Origin of the sequence: Ruegeria sp. HKCCD7559 (assembly GCF_013110575.1) — a bacterium.
Taxonomy (GTDB): Bacteria; Pseudomonadota; Alphaproteobacteria; order Rhodobacterales; family Rhodobacteraceae; genus Ruegeria.
In genome coordinates this window covers 164,892-180,727 of sequence record NZ_WVQU01000007.1, presented here as the reverse complement: position 1 = coordinate 180,727, position 15,836 = coordinate 164,892, and the positions used below count along the sequence as shown (strand labels likewise).

The 15,836-nt window shown below is 57.5% G+C and carries 16 protein-coding genes, 1 tRNA gene and 1 riboswitch; of the genes, 8 read left to right on the top strand and 9 right to left on the bottom strand.

Annotation, left to right across the window (positions count from 1 at the left end):
* Positions 1-11 precede the first annotated feature (11 nt).
* The 3 genes from GS605_RS17155 to GS605_RS17145 form a co-directional block, all read right to left on the bottom strand.
* Positions 12-674 carry an HD domain-containing protein gene (locus tag GS605_RS17155; RefSeq protein WP_371732305.1) on the bottom strand — a complete coding sequence of 221 codons (663 nt, stop codon included), beginning with the start codon at positions 672-674 and terminating at the stop codon, positions 12-14.
* On the bottom strand, positions 658-1,758 hold the full coding sequence (gene aroC, locus GS605_RS17150) for a chorismate synthase (RefSeq protein ID WP_171724765.1): 1,101 nt from the start codon (positions 1,756-1,758) through the stop codon (positions 658-660). Before aroC ends, GS605_RS17155 begins: the two co-directional genes overlap by 17 nt.
* A gap of 118 nt (positions 1,759-1,876) precedes the next feature.
* Positions 1,877-2,317 (bottom strand): 6,7-dimethyl-8-ribityllumazine synthase, encoded by a 441-nt coding sequence (locus tag GS605_RS17145; RefSeq protein WP_171724764.1) that lies wholly within the window; start codon positions 2,315-2,317, stop codon positions 1,877-1,879.
* A gap of 119 nt (positions 2,318-2,436) precedes the next feature.
* A riboswitch (FMN riboswitch) is annotated at positions 2,437-2,636 on the bottom strand.
* 54 nt (positions 2,637-2,690) lie between these two features.
* Between GS605_RS17145 and GS605_RS17140 the strand changes: the two genes are divergently transcribed.
* On the top strand, positions 2,691-3,302 hold the full coding sequence (locus GS605_RS17140) for an FMN-binding negative transcriptional regulator (protein ID WP_171724763.1): 612 nt from the start codon (positions 2,691-2,693) through the stop codon (positions 3,300-3,302).
* Between the two features lie 19 nt (positions 3,303-3,321).
* On the opposite strand, the gene GS605_RS17135 is transcribed toward GS605_RS17140, so the two are convergent.
* On the bottom strand, positions 3,322-3,768 hold the full coding sequence (locus tag GS605_RS17135) for a cytochrome c family protein (RefSeq protein ID WP_171638455.1): 447 nt from the start codon (positions 3,766-3,768) through the stop codon (positions 3,322-3,324).
* 461 nt (positions 3,769-4,229) lie between these two features.
* Between GS605_RS17135 and petA the strand changes: the two genes are divergently transcribed.
* The 4 genes from petA to GS605_RS17115 all read left to right on the top strand — a co-directional run bounded on the left by petA (position 4,230) and on the right by GS605_RS17115 (position 7,531).
* Entirely contained in the window at positions 4,230-4,814 is a 585-nt protein-coding gene (gene petA, locus GS605_RS17130) for a ubiquinol-cytochrome c reductase iron-sulfur subunit (RefSeq protein ID WP_152459513.1), read from the top strand.
* Between the two features lie 15 nt (positions 4,815-4,829).
* Complete coding sequence (gene petB, locus GS605_RS17125; protein ID WP_171638457.1) at positions 4,830-6,161, top strand: cytochrome b; 1,332 nt, start codon at positions 4,830-4,832, stop codon at positions 6,159-6,161.
* 17 nt (positions 6,162-6,178) lie between these two features.
* A complete protein-coding gene (locus GS605_RS17120; protein ID WP_171724762.1) occupies positions 6,179-6,964 on the top strand; it encodes a cytochrome c1 in 786 nt (261 codons plus the stop codon).
* Positions 6,965-7,114: 150 nt separating this feature from the next.
* Complete coding sequence (locus tag GS605_RS17115; RefSeq protein WP_171724761.1) at positions 7,115-7,531, top strand: nuclear transport factor 2 family protein; 417 nt, start codon at positions 7,115-7,117, stop codon at positions 7,529-7,531.
* A 22-nt stretch (positions 7,532-7,553) separates the two neighbouring features.
* Here the strand turns inward: GS605_RS17115 and mtaB are convergent, their stop codons facing one another.
* Complete coding sequence (gene mtaB, locus GS605_RS17110; RefSeq protein WP_171724760.1) at positions 7,554-8,810, bottom strand: tRNA (N(6)-L-threonylcarbamoyladenosine(37)-C(2))-methylthiotransferase MtaB; 1,257 nt, start codon at positions 8,808-8,810, stop codon at positions 7,554-7,556.
* The gene (gene dapF, locus GS605_RS17105) at positions 8,807-9,649 is read right to left on the bottom strand and encodes a diaminopimelate epimerase (protein WP_171724759.1); all 843 of its coding nucleotides are present in this window, start codon (positions 9,647-9,649) and stop codon (positions 8,807-8,809) included. Before dapF ends, mtaB begins: the two co-directional genes overlap by 4 nt.
* Before the next feature lie 210 nt (positions 9,650-9,859).
* Between dapF and GS605_RS17100 the strand changes: the two genes are divergently transcribed.
* Positions 9,860-9,935: transfer RNA gene (locus GS605_RS17100), tRNA-Lys, on the top strand.
* Between the two features lie 4 nt (positions 9,936-9,939).
* Here the strand turns inward: GS605_RS17100 and xerC are convergent.
* Genes xerC through GS605_RS17085 form a run of 3 tightly spaced genes read right to left on the bottom strand, consistent with a single transcriptional unit; the run spans position 9,940 to position 11,484 of the window.
* A complete protein-coding gene (gene xerC, locus GS605_RS21280) occupies positions 9,940-11,058 on the bottom strand; it encodes a tyrosine-type recombinase/integrase (RefSeq protein WP_171724758.1) in 1,119 nt (372 codons plus the stop codon).
* Entirely contained in the window at positions 11,055-11,228 is a 174-nt protein-coding gene (locus GS605_RS17090) for a hypothetical protein (RefSeq protein WP_171724757.1), read from the bottom strand. Before GS605_RS17090 ends, xerC begins: the two co-directional genes overlap by 4 nt.
* A gap of 16 nt (positions 11,229-11,244) precedes the next feature.
* A complete protein-coding gene (locus GS605_RS17085) occupies positions 11,245-11,484 on the bottom strand; it encodes a hypothetical protein (RefSeq protein WP_171724756.1) in 240 nt (79 codons plus the stop codon).
* A 141-nt stretch (positions 11,485-11,625) separates the two neighbouring features.
* Here GS605_RS17085 and GS605_RS17080 point away from each other — a divergent pair, with 141 nt between their 5' ends.
* A complete protein-coding gene (locus GS605_RS17080; protein ID WP_170361327.1) occupies positions 11,626-12,048 on the top strand; it encodes a helix-turn-helix domain-containing protein in 423 nt (140 codons plus the stop codon).
* 326 nt (positions 12,049-12,374) lie between these two features.
* Positions 12,375-15,635 (top strand): Eco57I restriction-modification methylase domain-containing protein, encoded by a 3,261-nt coding sequence (locus tag GS605_RS17075; RefSeq protein WP_171724755.1) that lies wholly within the window; start codon positions 12,375-12,377, stop codon positions 15,633-15,635.
* Positions 15,636-15,836 lie beyond the last annotated feature (201 nt).

The following is a 15,836-nucleotide window of genomic DNA, read 5'->3' as shown; positions in this document are numbered from 1 at the left end:
AACGGGTGGATTCAGCAATTCACCCAGGATTGCGGCAAGGAACAGCCGATCTCTTCGGCGAATTCTTCAAGAAAGCGGATCATGCGAGCGGTGCGTTGTTCTGCAATCCGCCTTCCGGTTTCGGTCAACATGTCACCTGGCAGGCGCAGAAGTTTCACCTTCCAGTGGTCGAGCGAGAAATGAAGGTCATCCAGTGGCCGGGCTTGGGCAAAAGGGTCCGCCGGATCGTAAAGAGTACGCCCCAAGGCTCCGGAAACGGAAAAGTTGCGGGCGATACCGATGGCGCCTAGGGCGTCAAGGCGGTCCGCATCGCGCAGAATGCGTGCCTCGATCGTTTCAGGGGGGATATCGGCCGAAAAACTATGGGCTTCGATCGCGTGCTGGATCGCACGGACCTGATCGGCCTCAAACCCGATTTCCTTAAGAATAGGCTCTGATTCAGCTGCGGATCTGCGCGAGGCAAGATGCCGGGCGGGATCGTCCTTGGGCAGATTCACAAGATCGTGCAGGTAACTTGCGGCCAGCAGCACGGACATATCGGTTTGATCATCTGCGATGGCCCGGGCGTTGGTCCAAACACGATCCAGATGGGCCAGATCATGGGCCGGATCCGTTTCCATGCGATGTGCGACCACAGCCCGCAGGCGGGAGCGCAGATCAGCCGATCCGTCCACGGTTCTCTCCGATCTGGCCGCGATGCAAGAGCAGGTGGTCGAGGATCACGCAGGCCATCATCGCCTCTCCTACCGGGACCGCTCGAATACCAACACAAGGGTCGTGACGGCCCTTGGTGATGATCTCGGTCTCTTCGCCTGATTTGGTGATGGTTTTGCGTGTGGTCAGAATAGACGAGGTCGGCTTGACCGCAAAGCGAACGACGATGTCCTGTCCGGTTGAGATGCCGCCCAGAATCCCGCCCGCATGGTTCGAGCTGTATTGTGGGCCATTCTGGCCCATGAAAATCTCATCCGCGTTGGCCTCGCCCGTCAGTTCAGCCGCGGCCATGCCTTCGCCGATTTCGACGCCTTTCACCGCGTTGATCGACATCATCGCAGCGGCTAGATCAGTGTCTAACTTGGCATAAACCGGCGCGCCAAGCCCTGCGGGCACGCCACGCGCCACAACTTCGACAATTGCGCCAACCGAGTTGCCGGACTTGCGCAGATCGTCCAGATAGGTGGCCCACTTCTCGGCGGCTTGCGCATCCGGTGTCCAGAACGGGTTCTGCTCGATCTGGGACCAGTCGAAATTGTCGCGCTCGATCTTATGCGGCCCGATCTGGGTCATGTATCCGGTGATCTGCACGTTGGGCGCAATCTGTTTGATCGCCTCACGCGCCAATCCACCCGCAGCAACACGTGATGCTGTTTCGCGTGCAGAACTCCGCCCGCCGCCGCGATAATCCCGGATCCCGTACTTCTGCCAATAGGTGATATCGGCGTGCCCCGGGCGGAACTTTTCCATGATATCGCCATAGTCTTTCGAGCGCTGATCGGTGTTCTCGATCATCAGTTGCACAGGCGTTCCGGTGGTCTGCCCTTCGAACACACCAGACAGGATTTTCACCTGATCGGGTTCGCGCCGCTGGGTGGTGAACTTGTTCTGCCCCGGTTTGCGCTTGTCCAGCCAGTGCTGGATCATGGTCTTGTCGATCGCGACACCCGGCGGACAGCCGTCAACAGTGGCACCCAAGGCGGGTCCATGGCTTTCACCCCAGGTGGTGACACGGAATAGATGGCCAAAACTGTTCATCGACATGGGGCGGGCTCCTTTGGGATCGTGATTAGCGGGGAGCGCCGTGAGCCTCAAGGGGATTTGCGAATTGGTGCGCGCCACCTTGCGGTGGCGCGAATGAGTAGTTTTGAGAAGATGAAGATCAGGCGGCCTGCGTCAGCGCCGTTCGGGTCGCTGTGATTTTCAGCGCAGCTTGTGCGGCTTCGCGGCCTTTCTCAACAAAATGCGCGCGGTAGATGGCGTTGTGATGATCGGTTTCCTGATACTGGTGCGGCGTCAGGGAGACGGACAGGACCGGTACGCCGGTATCCATGCCGGCGCTCATCAACCCGTCCACGACGGCCTGCGCCACGAAGTCGTGCCGGTAAATGCCGCCATCCACGACAAATGCGGCGCAGGCGACAGCCGCGTAGCGGCCGGTTTGGGCCAGATCGCGGGCCAGCAGCGGCATCTCGAACGCGCCGGGAACGTCGAAAACATCGACCTGATCGGCCGGGATCAGTTCAAGAAACCCGTCCAGCGCGCGGTCGACGATGTCGGAATGCCAGTTGGCTTTGACAAAAGCATAGCGGGTGTGTGTCATCGTGATCTCCTTTCAGTTCGGTGGCCTGCTGGCGGTCGCGAAAACCTTTGCTGCCAGCCCGGCATGACACGTCACCCAAGGCGATCACGAGCAGGCGCGCCGGTTCACCGGCACGACTTGCACGTTCTCTTCCATCCGGACTTTGACCGTCGGCTCTGGCCTCTCACCAGATCTGCTGACACTCTTTCGTGGTTCCACACTTTGTCCGAATACCGGCTCCTGCCTTTCGGATCGTGGACACGGCAGAGCCGCTCGCGGGCTTACGGGTCATGGCCCGCATACCGCCGGTGGGGAATTCCACCCCGCCCTGAGAACGAGGCAGACCTTGCCAAGAACCAACCCCATCTGCAAGAGATTTGGCAGGAGGTCGCCCATGCACCCAAATCCAGCCTTCCGCGCCGAGGATCGTGCGCGTCATATTGAATTCGCCCGCGAACGGGCTTTTGGCGTTCTGGCGATTTCCGGCGACGGCGCGCCATTGATCAGTCACGTGCCCTTTCTGCTGTCTGAGGACGGTGCGGTGGTCGATCTTCATCTGGTGCGATCAAACCCGATTGTCCGTATGCTGCACGGGCCGAAAGAGGTCAGGATCGCGGTGCAGGGGCCTGATGGCTATGTCTCGCCCGACTGGTACGGTGTCGCCGATCAGGTTCCGACTTGGAACTATGTTGCCGTGCACCTGACCGGACGGCTTGAACTGCGCCCGCAGGACGAGCTGCGTGATTTGCTGGATCGACAAACGGCATTCTTTGAAGATCGACTGCTGCCCAAAGCGCCATGGGTCACCGGGAAAATGTCTGATGACGCGTTGGCCAGAATGATGCGGATGATCGTACCATGCCGGATGCAGGTAGAGGATATCCAGGGCACCTGGAAACTGGGCCAGAACAAGCCGGAGGATGCAAGAATCGCTGCTGCCGACAAAGTGCCCGGCGGATTTGGCAGTGAAACCGGTCAGCTGGCCGCCTTGATGCACAAGGCGTAACCAGCACCGGGAAACAGGATTACTCGGAACTGAAAGTTGCCAGATAGGCGGCGATATCTTCCGCGCCTTTCCTGAGCTTGACGCTCATGTTCGGGCGGGCGGTTTCGTCATCCAGATACTCTTTGATGAAACCGATGGGGTCTTTGGAATAGGCGGCAATGTTTTCTTCGGTCCAGATCAGACCTTCTTCGCCGGCACGGATCATGTCATCGGTGAACATACCGACCGGCAGGCGCTCGCTGCCGTAGCGATAGTCATTTTCGGACCCGGCGACACGTCCGACGACACCATAGAGATTCGGGCCGGTGATTCCGCCTTTGACCAGTACTTCGCCGTCCTTGATGATCGCATGACACGATGAACAGCGGTTGTACATCGCCTCGCCTTTCGCTGGATCACCTGCCGCAAGTGTTTGCGAGGACAGGGCCAATGTGAGTATCGCAGTGGCCAGGGTGATTTTTGACATTGGGGTCTCCTTGCAGGAGTTCGCGCGTTTTTGCGCTGTCCGGTATTCACGCAAAAAGTGCAACTGTGTAATTGCGCTCAATTTTCGATTTAAATCATCTATTTGGCAAATATGATTTACCCAGCAGACAATCGCTGCTTCGCGATGCTGATTGTCAAGAATACGCTCTCAAATGACTGGCCGACTGGTGGTCAGAATCGGGCTGGATTTCGCCTGCAAAACTGAGTTCGAAGTTCGAATCAACCCCCGTTGATTCGAAGTCGCAGTCAAAGTTGCGGACGAGAATCACCAAAAAAAGCCCCTCGTCACGTGCATGAAGGGACACATGCGGCGTATTGCGCGTTTATGAACGCTGGACGAACACTATTCTCCCCGATAGTAAGCGCGGTTAAGACACCGCATTCGTGCGGTGCGCGAGCTATTTGCCCGTCCGCGGGCGCCAGATAATCGGAGATAACCTCGTGTCCCACGCAGAAGACCACGAAGGCACCCGCAGAGATTTCCTGTACTACGTCGCTGGCGGCGCAGGTGTCGTTGCAACGGGTGCAGCCGTATGGCCACTGATCAACCAAATGAACCCGTCGGCAGACGTTCAGGCGCTGTCCTCGATCCGTGTGGATGTGAGCGGCGTCGAGCCGGGCACGCAACTGACGGTAAAATGGCTGGGAAAACCCGTTTTTGTCCGTCACCGCACCGGTGCCGAGATTCAGGAAGCCCAGGAACAGGACGCCGAAGGTGTTGATGCGCTGCCAGATCCGCTGGCACGCAACTTCAACCTGAGCGCAGATGCGCCTGCGACTGACGCAAACCGTGTCATGCCGTCACCGGAAGGCGAAGCGCCGGGTGCTTGGATCGTTCAGATGGGCGTTTGTACGCACCTCGGCTGTGTGCCTCTGGGGGATGCCGGCGACTTCGGTGGCTGGTTCTGCCCGTGCCACGGCTCGCACTACGACCTCGCCGGTCGTATCCGTAAAGGCCCCGCGCCTGAGAACCTGCCTGTCCCGCCCGCAGAATGGGTGGACAACAGCACAATCAAACTCGGCTAAGGGAGACCCAAACTTATGTCCGGAATTCCCCACGATCATTACGAGCCGAAGACAAACGGCGAGAAGTGGCTGAACAGCCGCCTGCCGATTGTCGGCCTGCTGTACGATACCCTTATGATCCCGACCCCCAAGAACCTGAACTGGTGGTGGATCTGGGGCATCGTTCTGGCGTTCTGCCTGGCGCTGCAAATCATCACCGGTATCGTTTTGGTGATGCACTATACCCCGCATGTCGATCTGGCCTTTGCCAGCATCGAGCACATCATGCGCAACGTGAATGGCGGTCACTTTATCCGCTATCTGCACATGAATGGCGCGTCGCTGTTCTTTGTGGCGGTTTACATCCACATGTTCCGCGGCCTGTTCTACGGCTCGTACAAAGCCCCGCGTGAGATCACGTGGATCATCGGTATGCTGATCTATCTGATGATGATGGGCACCGCCTTCATGGGCTATGTTCTGCCCTGGGGTCAGATGTCCTTCTGGGGTGCGACTGTGATCACCGGCCTGTTTGGTGCGATCCCGTTTGTTGGTGACGCGCTTCAGACCTGGCTGCTGGGTGGGCCCGCCGTGGACAACGCCACGCTGAACCGCTTCTTCTCGTTGCACTATCTGCTGCCGTTTATCATTGCGGCATTGGTTGTGGTGCATATCTGGGCCTTCCACACCACCGGCAACAACAACCCGACAGGTGTTGAAGTGCGCCGGGGCTCGAAAGCTGAGGCCGAGAAAGACACGCTGCCGTTCTGGCCGTACTTCGTGATCAAGGATCTCTTCGCCCTAGCCGTGATCCTGGTCGTGTTCTGGGCCGTCGTGGGCTTTATGCCGAACTATCTGGGCCACCCGGACAACTACATCGAAGCCAACCCTCTGGTGACACCTGCACACATCGTTCCCGAATGGTACTTCCTGCCGTTCTACGCGATCCTGCGCGCGTTCACCGGTGAGGTCTGGGTCGTTCAATTCGCCAGCTTCATCACCGGCGGTATCATTGATGCTAAGTTCTTCGGTGTTCTGGCGATGTTCGGTGCGATCCTGGCCATGGCGCTGGCGCCCTGGCTGGACACCTCGAACGTGCGTTCGGGCAAGTACCGTCCGATGTTCAAATGGTGGTTCTACCTGCTGGTCATCGACTTCTTTGCCCTGATGTGGCTGGGTGCGATGCCCGCGGAAGAGCCCTATGCGACCTTCTCGCTGATCGCGTCCGCCTACTGGTTCGCCTATTTCTTCGTGATCCTGCCGATCCTCGGAGTGATCGAGAAGCCTCTGGCACAGCCCGAGACCATCGAAGAAGACTTCAACGCGCATTATGGCAAGGCTGACGCCAAAGCCACGCCGGCCGAGTAAGAAGAGGGACCGGAAACATGTTCAAGAAACTTGCAATCGGCGCCGCGTTTGCCTTGGCCCTGACCCCTGTTGCATCCATTGCAGCAGGTGGGGGTGAGCAGCATATCGAAGACTTCGACTTCTCGTTCGAAGGTCCCTTCGGTACCTGGGACCAGCATCAGCTGCAGCGCGGCCTGCAGATCTATACCGAGGTCTGCGCAGCCTGCCACGGTCTGCAATATGTGCCTCTGCGCGATCTGGAAGCGCTGGGCTATTCGGAAGAAGAAGTTATCGCTTATGCAGCGGGCAACTTCGAAGTGTTCGACCCCGAGCTGGACGATTTCCGCCCGGCGATTCCGACTGACCACTTCCCGGCCAACAACGGTGTCGGCGCACCGGACCTGAGCCTGATGGCCAAGGCCCGCGCGGGCTTCCACGGACCTTACGGTCTGGGCATCAATCAGCTGGTCAAAGGCATGGGCGGAGCCGAGTACATCGCCTCACTGCTGGACGGCTATACTGGTGAAGAGAAGGAAGAGGCAGGCACTGTCCTCTACGAAAACAAGGCCTTCCCCGGCGGCTGGATTTCGATGGCACCGCCGCTGGCGGATGAACAGGTCGAGTTTGCTGACGGGCACTCGAACTCTGTCGAACACATGTCAGAGGACGTCGCGGCGTTCCTGATGTGGGCGGCCGAGCCGAAGATGATGGAGCGCAAGAACGCCGGCTTTGTTGGCGTGATTTTCCTCACCGTTCTGTCGGTACTTCTCTATCTGGTCAACAAGCGCCTGTGGGCTCCGCATAAGGGCAAGAAATCGGTCTGATCCGTCAGGGTAGGTTTAAGAAAATTAAAAAGGCCCCGTGCGTCGCGCGGGGCTTTTTCTTTGAAACCGCTCGACAACTTGTTCCTTGACGCGAACCCCGTGCAACACGACGCTGGTTTCATTGTAGAAGTCATTTTGGAGTGAATTGTCATGAACGCTTTGTCGAATGCCGCGAAACTGCGCGAGGCCTTTTCCAGATGGAACGAATCCAAGGGTTCGAACCTGAAAATGTGGGACGACTACACGACCGACGATATCTGCATCCGGTCCCTTGGCGAAGGGAAAAACGGGCTGGACTTCAGTTGCGCCCGCAAGGGGCAGGGTCAGATGCACCAATATCTGAAGGAATTGACGGATGCCTTCGAAATGGTCCACTGGACGTTGAAGGACACCATAGCCCAGGACGACCGGGTCGTCGGGGTGGGCGTCACGGCCTGGACACACAAAGCCAGCGGCCAGAAGGTCGAAACGCCGGTCGTTGTCATTTGCAAGTTCTGCGGCGACCGGGTCTGCGAATATCAGGAATTCTACGACACGGCCGCCCTCGCTGCCGTGACCGGGCAATGAATGCCGCCGGCAGCCGACGCCATCACGCGATCAGCTGGGTTTGAGTATGACCGGTGACTGCCGCCGTCACGATCTCGCCCTCGGTCCGGGGGGCCGAAAAGGACACTTCGGTGAATTGCTCGGTTCGGCCCATGTGCGGGCTTTCCATCAGGATGTGATGGGTTTTGCCGATTTGTTGTGACAAGTGCTTTGTGACCTGAGCGTCGCCTGCTGCGCGCAACCGGGCGGCGCGATCCTTGATGACCGTTCCATTCACCTGCTGCGGTATGCGAGCTGCCGGTGTGCCTTCACGCTTGGAATAGGGGAAGACATGCAGCCAAGTCAGGTCGCAGTCGCTGATCAGCTTCAGCGAGTTTTCGAAATGCGCTTCGGACTCGGTCGGGAAGCCTGCGATGATATCCGCACCAAAGGTCATGTCGGGGCGCAGCTTGCGTGCCTCTTCGGTAAAGCGGATGGCGTCGTCGCGCAGATGGCGGCGTTTCATGCGCTTTAGAATCAGATCGTCGCCGTGCTGAAGCGACAGGTGCAGATGCGGCATCAGGCGCGGCTCGGTTGCGATGGCCTGCATCAGATTCTCGTCCACCTCGATCGAATCGATCGAGCTGATGCGCAGGCGCGGCAGGTCGGGCACCAGCTTGAGGATGCGCATGACAAGATCGCCCAGTTTGGGGCTTGCGGGCAGGTCGGCGCCCCAGGATGTCAGATCGACCCCGGTCAGCACGACCTCGTTATAGCCCTTGCCGACAAGCCGCTTGATCTGATCCACCACCACACCGGCCGGCACGCTGCGCGAGTTGCCCCGGCCATAGGGAATGATGCAGAAGGTACAGCGGTGGTCACAACCGTTCTGGACCTGCACATAGGCGCGCGAGCGGGTGCCGAATCCGTCGATCAGATGGCCGGCCGTTTCGGTGACCGACATGATGTCATCCACCTGCACCGCCTCGGTCTGACCGATGAAATCAGTCGCCATGCCTTGCCAAGTCTCGGGCTGCATCTTTTCGGTGTTGCCGATGACCGCATCGACCTCGTCCATCTGCGCAAAGGTTTCGGGCTCGGTCTGGGCGGCACAGCCTGTGACGATCAGGCGGGCATTCGGATTCTCGCGCCGTAGCTTGCGGATTTCCTGCCGGGCCTTGCGCACGGCCTCAGCCGTCACGGCGCATGTGTTCACCACCACAGCGTCTGTCAGACCGGCCTGTTGCGACAGTTCTTTCATCGCCTCAGTTTCATAGGCATTCAGGCGGCAGCCCAACGTGGTGAACTTGGGCGGGTTCATCCCAGTGACCTCAGAAATTCAGGCGTCAGAGTGCCAGAGAAAACGTGACATGTCGGGCCGGTCATCCAGACACCATCGTCGCGCCAGTCGACCCAAAGCGTGCCACCATCCAAATCAATCCGCACCTTGCGCCCGGTCAGCCCCCGTCGCGCGGCGGCCACAGCCGTTGCACAGGACGAAGACCCAGATGCCAGAGTGATGCCTACTCCGCGCTCCCATACGCGCATACGGATGTGATCCGGACCAATGACCTGGGCCACCTGGACATTAGTGCGTTCGGGATAAAGCGGGTGGTATTCGTAACGCGCGCCGAATTCTGCCAACGGGATCGCTTCGGCGTTGTCAACGAAGAACGTGCAATGCGGGTTGCCCATTCCCGTTGCCGTCGGGGTGCCTTCGATCGGCAATTCCAGCGTGTCCATCTCTTCTGCCAGAGGAACTTCGCGCCAGTCCAGCTGCGGGTGCCCCATGTTGACCGAGGTGAGCCCATCGCCGGCATCCCGCGCATGAAGGGTTCCCCGTTCCGTGGTGAGCTTGAGGGCAGAGCGACCCGTCTCATCCATAAGCAACCGTGCAATACAGCGGGTGGCGTTGCCGCAGGCGGCAGAGGTTGATCCATCGGAATTGTAGAACACCAGATGCGCGTCGGCTTCACCCTTTTCGATAACGGCCAACTGATCGAATCCCACCCCAAATTGCCGATGCCCGATTCCCCGGGCCAGCGTCGGCGTGATCGGGGCATCCTGTGCGCGTGCGTCAACAATGACAAAGTCATTGCCCAGCCCGTGCATCTTTATGAAGGGCAGTCCGGTGTCGAGTCTCTGTTGCATGGCGGGCATATAACGTCGGTCCGAACATGAATCCACCCTGTCGCGAAGATTCCTCAAAAAAGGGGTTGACCCTCCAGCGCCACCTGCCTAATTAGGCCGCCTATCGGGTTGCCGGAAACACGCGTTGTTACGGCGAAACGAGGCGCAAAATAAGGGCTTGAACCCGGTCGGGGAATTGCCGTAAAGAGCGCCACGGATCAACAGATCCAACAAAAGAGTGGGCCGTTAGCTCAGTTGGTAGAGCAACTGACTTTTAATCAGTGGGTCGCAGGTTCGAATCCTGCACGGCTCACCACTTCTCATAAAATATCCTTTCCCTGCTTGGGTTTGGTGTCGGATTTGACGAACCTCTTGTGAAGGTTCGCCAAATTGCGCTCGCCATTGGGGCGGGCAATCAGTTTCTCAATCGCGGAATCGGCCATGCCTTCGCGGCCTGCGGCCTCTGTGTAGCGCTGCACGAGGGCCAGCGTTTTGTGACCCGTGACCGCGCCGATCTCGTGCGCTGTGGCTCCAGCTTCGGCCAAACGGCGTGCGCAAGCCTTGCGCAGCCCATGGGCGGAACACTGGGGCAGTTTGGCCTCTTCGGTCCAACGCTGCATGAGATTGCCCAGACCACCGGCAGAGCGCATCGTGCCTTTCCGGGTTGCCAGGAAGGGGCGATCCTCGGGCAGCTTGTCCAACACCTCGGCCAAATCCGGGTGGATTGGCACGGAAACCAGCACCCCACCAGACTGTTGCGTCTTCTGACGACGGTACTCGATCTTGCCATTGCGGACATTCCTCGGTCCCAGCTTCACCGCATCGACCCGCGCCGCGCCGGTGTAGAGCATCAGCGTCACCGCCGTATGCGCCAGAGTTCCGGGCTTGTGGATCTTAAAGAACTGCGCCAGCTCGTCCTCGTCCCAAGTATGGAAGCCATCACCGCCCACGCGGAACGGCTTTGTTGCGCGGGCTGGGTTATCGCCGCGCCAGTCGAGCGTGATTGCGAAATCCATCAACTGGATCAGCCGCTTGCGCAGGTTGTTCGCCGCTGTCGGGGTCTCGGCCTTCTCGGCCAGGATGGTCTGTACATGCCGCCGCTGCATCAGCCTCACCGGCTTGTCGCCATGCTCCTCCCGGAATTTCTCGACGATTCCGCGATACACCTTCTGCGTGCTAGACGCGAGATCGAGGAACTCGGGCGAGCGATACCAGAGCGCGACAAGTTGGCTAACACTGTATGGCTTTGTCCGGTCCGCCCCGATCAGCCCACGCGTCTTGTGGCCGTTCACCGCATCTTCATACCGCCGGACAAATTCCTCCGATCCATAGTCGCTCCCAAGCTCAGCCGAAAACCCACCCTTACGAAACCGCCACCGCCGCTTCCCGTGCCGGTCGAAGTAAGCCGTAGCGCCGGGAAACTGCTTCCGGCGCTTCACGGGCGATCCCAAGGGTTATTGACCTCGTCGGTCTGCTTTTCGGTGCTGTAGATCACCACCTTGCCGTCTCGGCTGATCTCGGATCGCACGACCGGTATGCCCGCGTCTCTGTATGCCTTGAGGTATCGTGTAAGTTCGGTCTGCGTTATCGACGCACGAGACGTGCTCATTGAGTGATCTTTCGCATCAAAGGCTTGAGTGCGGAGGTTCGCCAATTGGCAAACTCGATTGTTTGACTGCCGTATGTTTGATCTTCGTGGCTTCCCTTTTGAAGCGCTCCCAGCCACTTAAAGTAAGCATCTTGGTTTTCGAAGATATCTCAACAAACTCGAGCCGCCCGTCGTTCATCAACGCTCGAACTTGCGCTGTACTGAGGCCCACGATCTCTCCAAGTTCTTTCGGTGAAAGCAGTTTTTCTCGTGTCAAAAGCTCTTCCTTTTCATAAGGTAGCACGAATCAGGCCATACTCATTTTGGCGCAGTGATCTGAGTACGAAACACAACAAGTTACGCTCAAATGTGCGTATAGCACTCAATTGTGCGCAGTTGCAAGAGGAACGATGCCAGCATGGCGGATCGGCCCTACGACTACCTGAGCTCTCTTGGTGCGCGCTTAGCAATCGCGCGCAATGAGCTTGGCATGTCACAAAAGAAAATGGCGGATGCGCTCGGGATTTCGCTTCGCGCTTATCAGAGCTACGAACTCGGGAAACGCTCAATTCCCGTCGAGCGGCTTGTGGAACTGCACCGCAAATTTTCCGTTGACCTAAATTGGGTTCTCTTGGGCGTCGATGCGGTAAGACTGAAACACGACTTGTTCGCCCTTGAAGAGTTCGAAGTCGCGCTGGATAAGTATCTATCTGATAGTGAGATATCGCTAAAAAGCGAAAAGCGCGGGGCCATTGCAGCACGCTGGTATCGTTCTTTCCTAGAGGGGAAGGAAGTGATCATGGATGACGTTCATACCTGGATTGAACTACTTAAGGAGTAGATTTTGGAACAACCAACCGTTCAATGGCAACGCGCTAGAATTGCGGCACTTGAAGGAGCTCACCGTAGAATCCTCGAGCCAGTTGGTAGAGCTCTGTTTAATGGCACAGCAACGGCTACACTTTGCTTTTTAGTGGTTTTTGTCTGGCACAACTTATTCACTTTTCGGGGTATCGGGAATTCGTTGATAATTGAAATTCAACATTTGATCGCCGCATCGTCGATGCTGACAATGTTACTCTTAACTGTGATCGCGTGTCCCGTCGCTCTTATTGATTGGCTGTATCGCCGCGAAATTGAATACGGCTCTAATAGATCATAAAACAAATGAATCTCTTCAATAAAAAAACTATTAAGCGGCACCTTAAGCCTGCAACGATCCCTGACGATCATTACGATACCCTGTCTGCTTGGGCCAGTATGATCCATGACAGTCGAATCTACTCACTAAAGGAAGTCGCTCTGCATGGGCAGTTCACCTCCAAGATTGTAGAGAATGTACTAGGTTACCATGGTCCCGCTGGCGGTGCAGATTATACTGTTTCAACCGAACAAACGATCCTGCGAGGCAGTGTCGACTTGGCCCTCGGACGCTTCGGTGGCCCCAAGCCTGAAATCCTAGCCCCGTTCGAACTGAAGGGCGCGGATACCCGCGACCTCGATGCGATCATGCCTGGCCGCAATAAGAGCCCTGTCCAACAGGCGTGGGAATACGCCATGAACGCGCGCGGCGTGAAATGGGTCCTGGTGTCCAACTACATCGAGCTGCGGCTTTACGGGTTCGGTGAAGGCACCTCAGCTTACGAGGTCTTCCGCCTCGACCAGCTGACCGATCAGGACGAATACGCCCGCTTCATGCTCCTGCTATCGGCGGAGAATCTGCTGTCTGGCCGCACGCTTGACCTGCTCAAGGAAAGCCGCCGCGAAGACAAGGACATCACGGACAAGCTGTACCAGGACTACAAAGATCTGCGGCTGAAATTGCTTCACGCGGTGCAAGAGGCCGACGCGTCCATCGATGCGCTCGACGCGATTGCGCTCGCGCAGAAAATCCTCGACCGCGTCTTGTTCATCGCCTTCGCCGAAGACACTGGCCTTCTTCCCGAAAACACGCTTAGAGACGCATTTTCGCACGTTGATCCCTACAACCCGCGCCCAGTTTGGGAAAATTTCAAAGGCCTGTTCCGCGCTATCGACGCAGGCCGCAATGAAGTTAGGAACGCAGAAGGCAAGGTTCTCGTCCCGGCCATCCCACGCTACAACGGCGGGCTGTTCCGCACGGATGAAGTGATCGACCGCCTTATCCTGCCGGATGCCATCTGTGAAGGGTTCAAAACGCTGGGCGAGTATGATTTCGCTTCCGAAGTCTCTGTCACCGTTCTCGGCCACATCTTCGAACAATCCATTGCCGATGTGGAACGCTTGCAAGCCATCGCGCGGGGCGAAGAGGAAGAACCGGAAAAGACCAGCGGCACCAGCGGGCGGCGCAAGCGCGATGGGGTGGTCTACACGCCCGACTACATCGCGCGGTTCATTGTGGTTGAAACCCTTGGCGCGCACCTCAAGGAAGCCTTTGAAACCATCCTGCGTGATCACGCCAAGAAGGGAGCGGACGTCTCCGAATATGCAGCCATCCCGTGGCGCAGGAAGTCGGCCGAGCTGGAAGCCTGGCAAGCCTACCGCGACCGGATCAAGACGTTGCGCATTGTCGATCCGGCGTGCGGGTCGGGTGTGTTCCTCATCATGGCCTTCGACTTCCTCAAGGCCGAACTGTCCCGTGTGAATGACAAGATCGCTGAGCTGCAAGGCAAGGATCAGCACATCCAGGACTTGCTCGATCCGGACAGTGAAATTCTGTCGAACAACCTCTTCGGCGTGGATGTGAACGCGGAAAGCGTCGAGATCACCAAGCTGTCGCTTTGGATCAAGACAGCGCGGCGCGGCAAGGTGCTGGACAGCCTTTCGGGCAGTATCCGTGTGGGCGATAGCCTGATCGAGGACAGCAACTTCGCCTATCTCGATCACGCCTTCACTTGGGAAACAGCATTTCCTGACGTCTTTGCCGAAGGCGGCTTCGACGTGGTGCTGGGCAATCCACCCTATGTGCGCCAAGAGCTTATCTCGGACCTCAAACCATATCTTCAAAGGCGCTTTGAAAGCTACCATGGTGTGGCCGACCTGTTTTGCTACTTCTACGAGCGGGGACTCCGCCTGCTAAAACCGGGCGGTCGTTTGGGCTACATTTCTTCGAACACCTTCTTCAAGACAGGCTCGGGCAAGCCATTGCGTGAGTACTTGTTGAAGGATGCAACGATTGAAGGTGTGGTCGATTTTGGTGATCTGCAGGTCTTCGAGGGCGTCACAACCTATCCGGCGATCCTTGTACTCAAAAACGGCTCCGCCCCAAAAAACCATGAGCTTAGGTTCTGGAAAGTGGAAGCGCTCCCAGAAACGAACTTCATTGCAAGCTGGGAAGCGGCTGCGGGACCGTTCACACAATCCGGACTGGATTCTGGGTCATGGCAGTTGGAAAATCGGTCACTCAGAGCCCTCAGAGAAAAGATTTGGGCCGGGAAGAAAACACTGAAGGATGTCTATGGGGCACCATTTCGCGGCATCGTAACAGGCGCAAATCCTGTCTTTGTTATCGATACTCCGACCAAGGAACAGCTGTGCGCAGAAGACCCGCGATCTGAAGAGCTTTTGAAGCCGTTTCTTGAAGGGAAGGATTTGAAACGATGGCGCGCAGAACCGAGCGGTAGGTGGCTGATATTCACGAGGCGCGGCCTCGACATTGAAGCCTATCCTGCGATCAAAGCATACTTGAATAGACATCGCGAAAAACTGGAACCGAAACCTGAAGGATGGACACCAGCCAAGCCGCGAGACAAATGGCCTGGCAGAAAATCTGGAACATATCAATGGTTCGAAGTGCAAGACACGATTGGCTACCATGCCTCATTCGCACACAATAAGATCATTTATCGGGACGTTTCGCGGCAAGCATCATTTGCGCTCGACAAAAGCGGACTTCACTTGGATTCGACCGCCTCGTTCATTGATGCAGGTGACCCCTTCCTGATCGCGGTATTGAACTCAAGAGTATTCTGGTTTGTGCTTTCTGCTCTAACCCCATTGGCTCAGGGCGGCTACCGAAGGAAAAAGAACCAGTATATCGAGCAAGTACCTATCCCGAATGCTTCGGAAGAAGCCCGAACTAAGCTGGCTGTGCAGGTCGAAATGTGCGGCGACCTAGCGCATCAACGCCTCGCACTCCAAACCGCTCTCACCAGGCGTATCCCCGATCTCTGCCCGCCAGAGCGCGAGCCAAAGCTCAACACCAAGCTCAAGGAATGGTGGACCCTGCCAGACTTCGCCGCCTTCCGCGCTGAGGTGAAGAAGGCCTTTAAGGCCGATATCCCGCTCTCCGAACGTTCCGATTGGGAAGACTGGATAACCCGAGACCGCGCCGAAATCGCCCGCCTCACCGCCGAAATAGCCCAGGCCGAAGCCAAGATCGACGGCATCGTCTACGACCTCTTCGATCTCACCCCTGACGAAATCGCCCTTCTGGAAAGCGTAGTGTGACATGAGCACCGGGCTGCCCAACTGGCGCAACATGTGGATACGCGCCTTTTACGGCTTCGATCCGGAACTGGACGGCTATGTCGGTTGGACAAACGAGAGTGGTCAGGTTGGGTGCGTGCGGTCTGCTAAGCTATTTGTTGACACGAAAAATTAATTGAAAGACTGTAAAGTAAAGTGTAAAGCGCCCGCCAAAGCATGTTG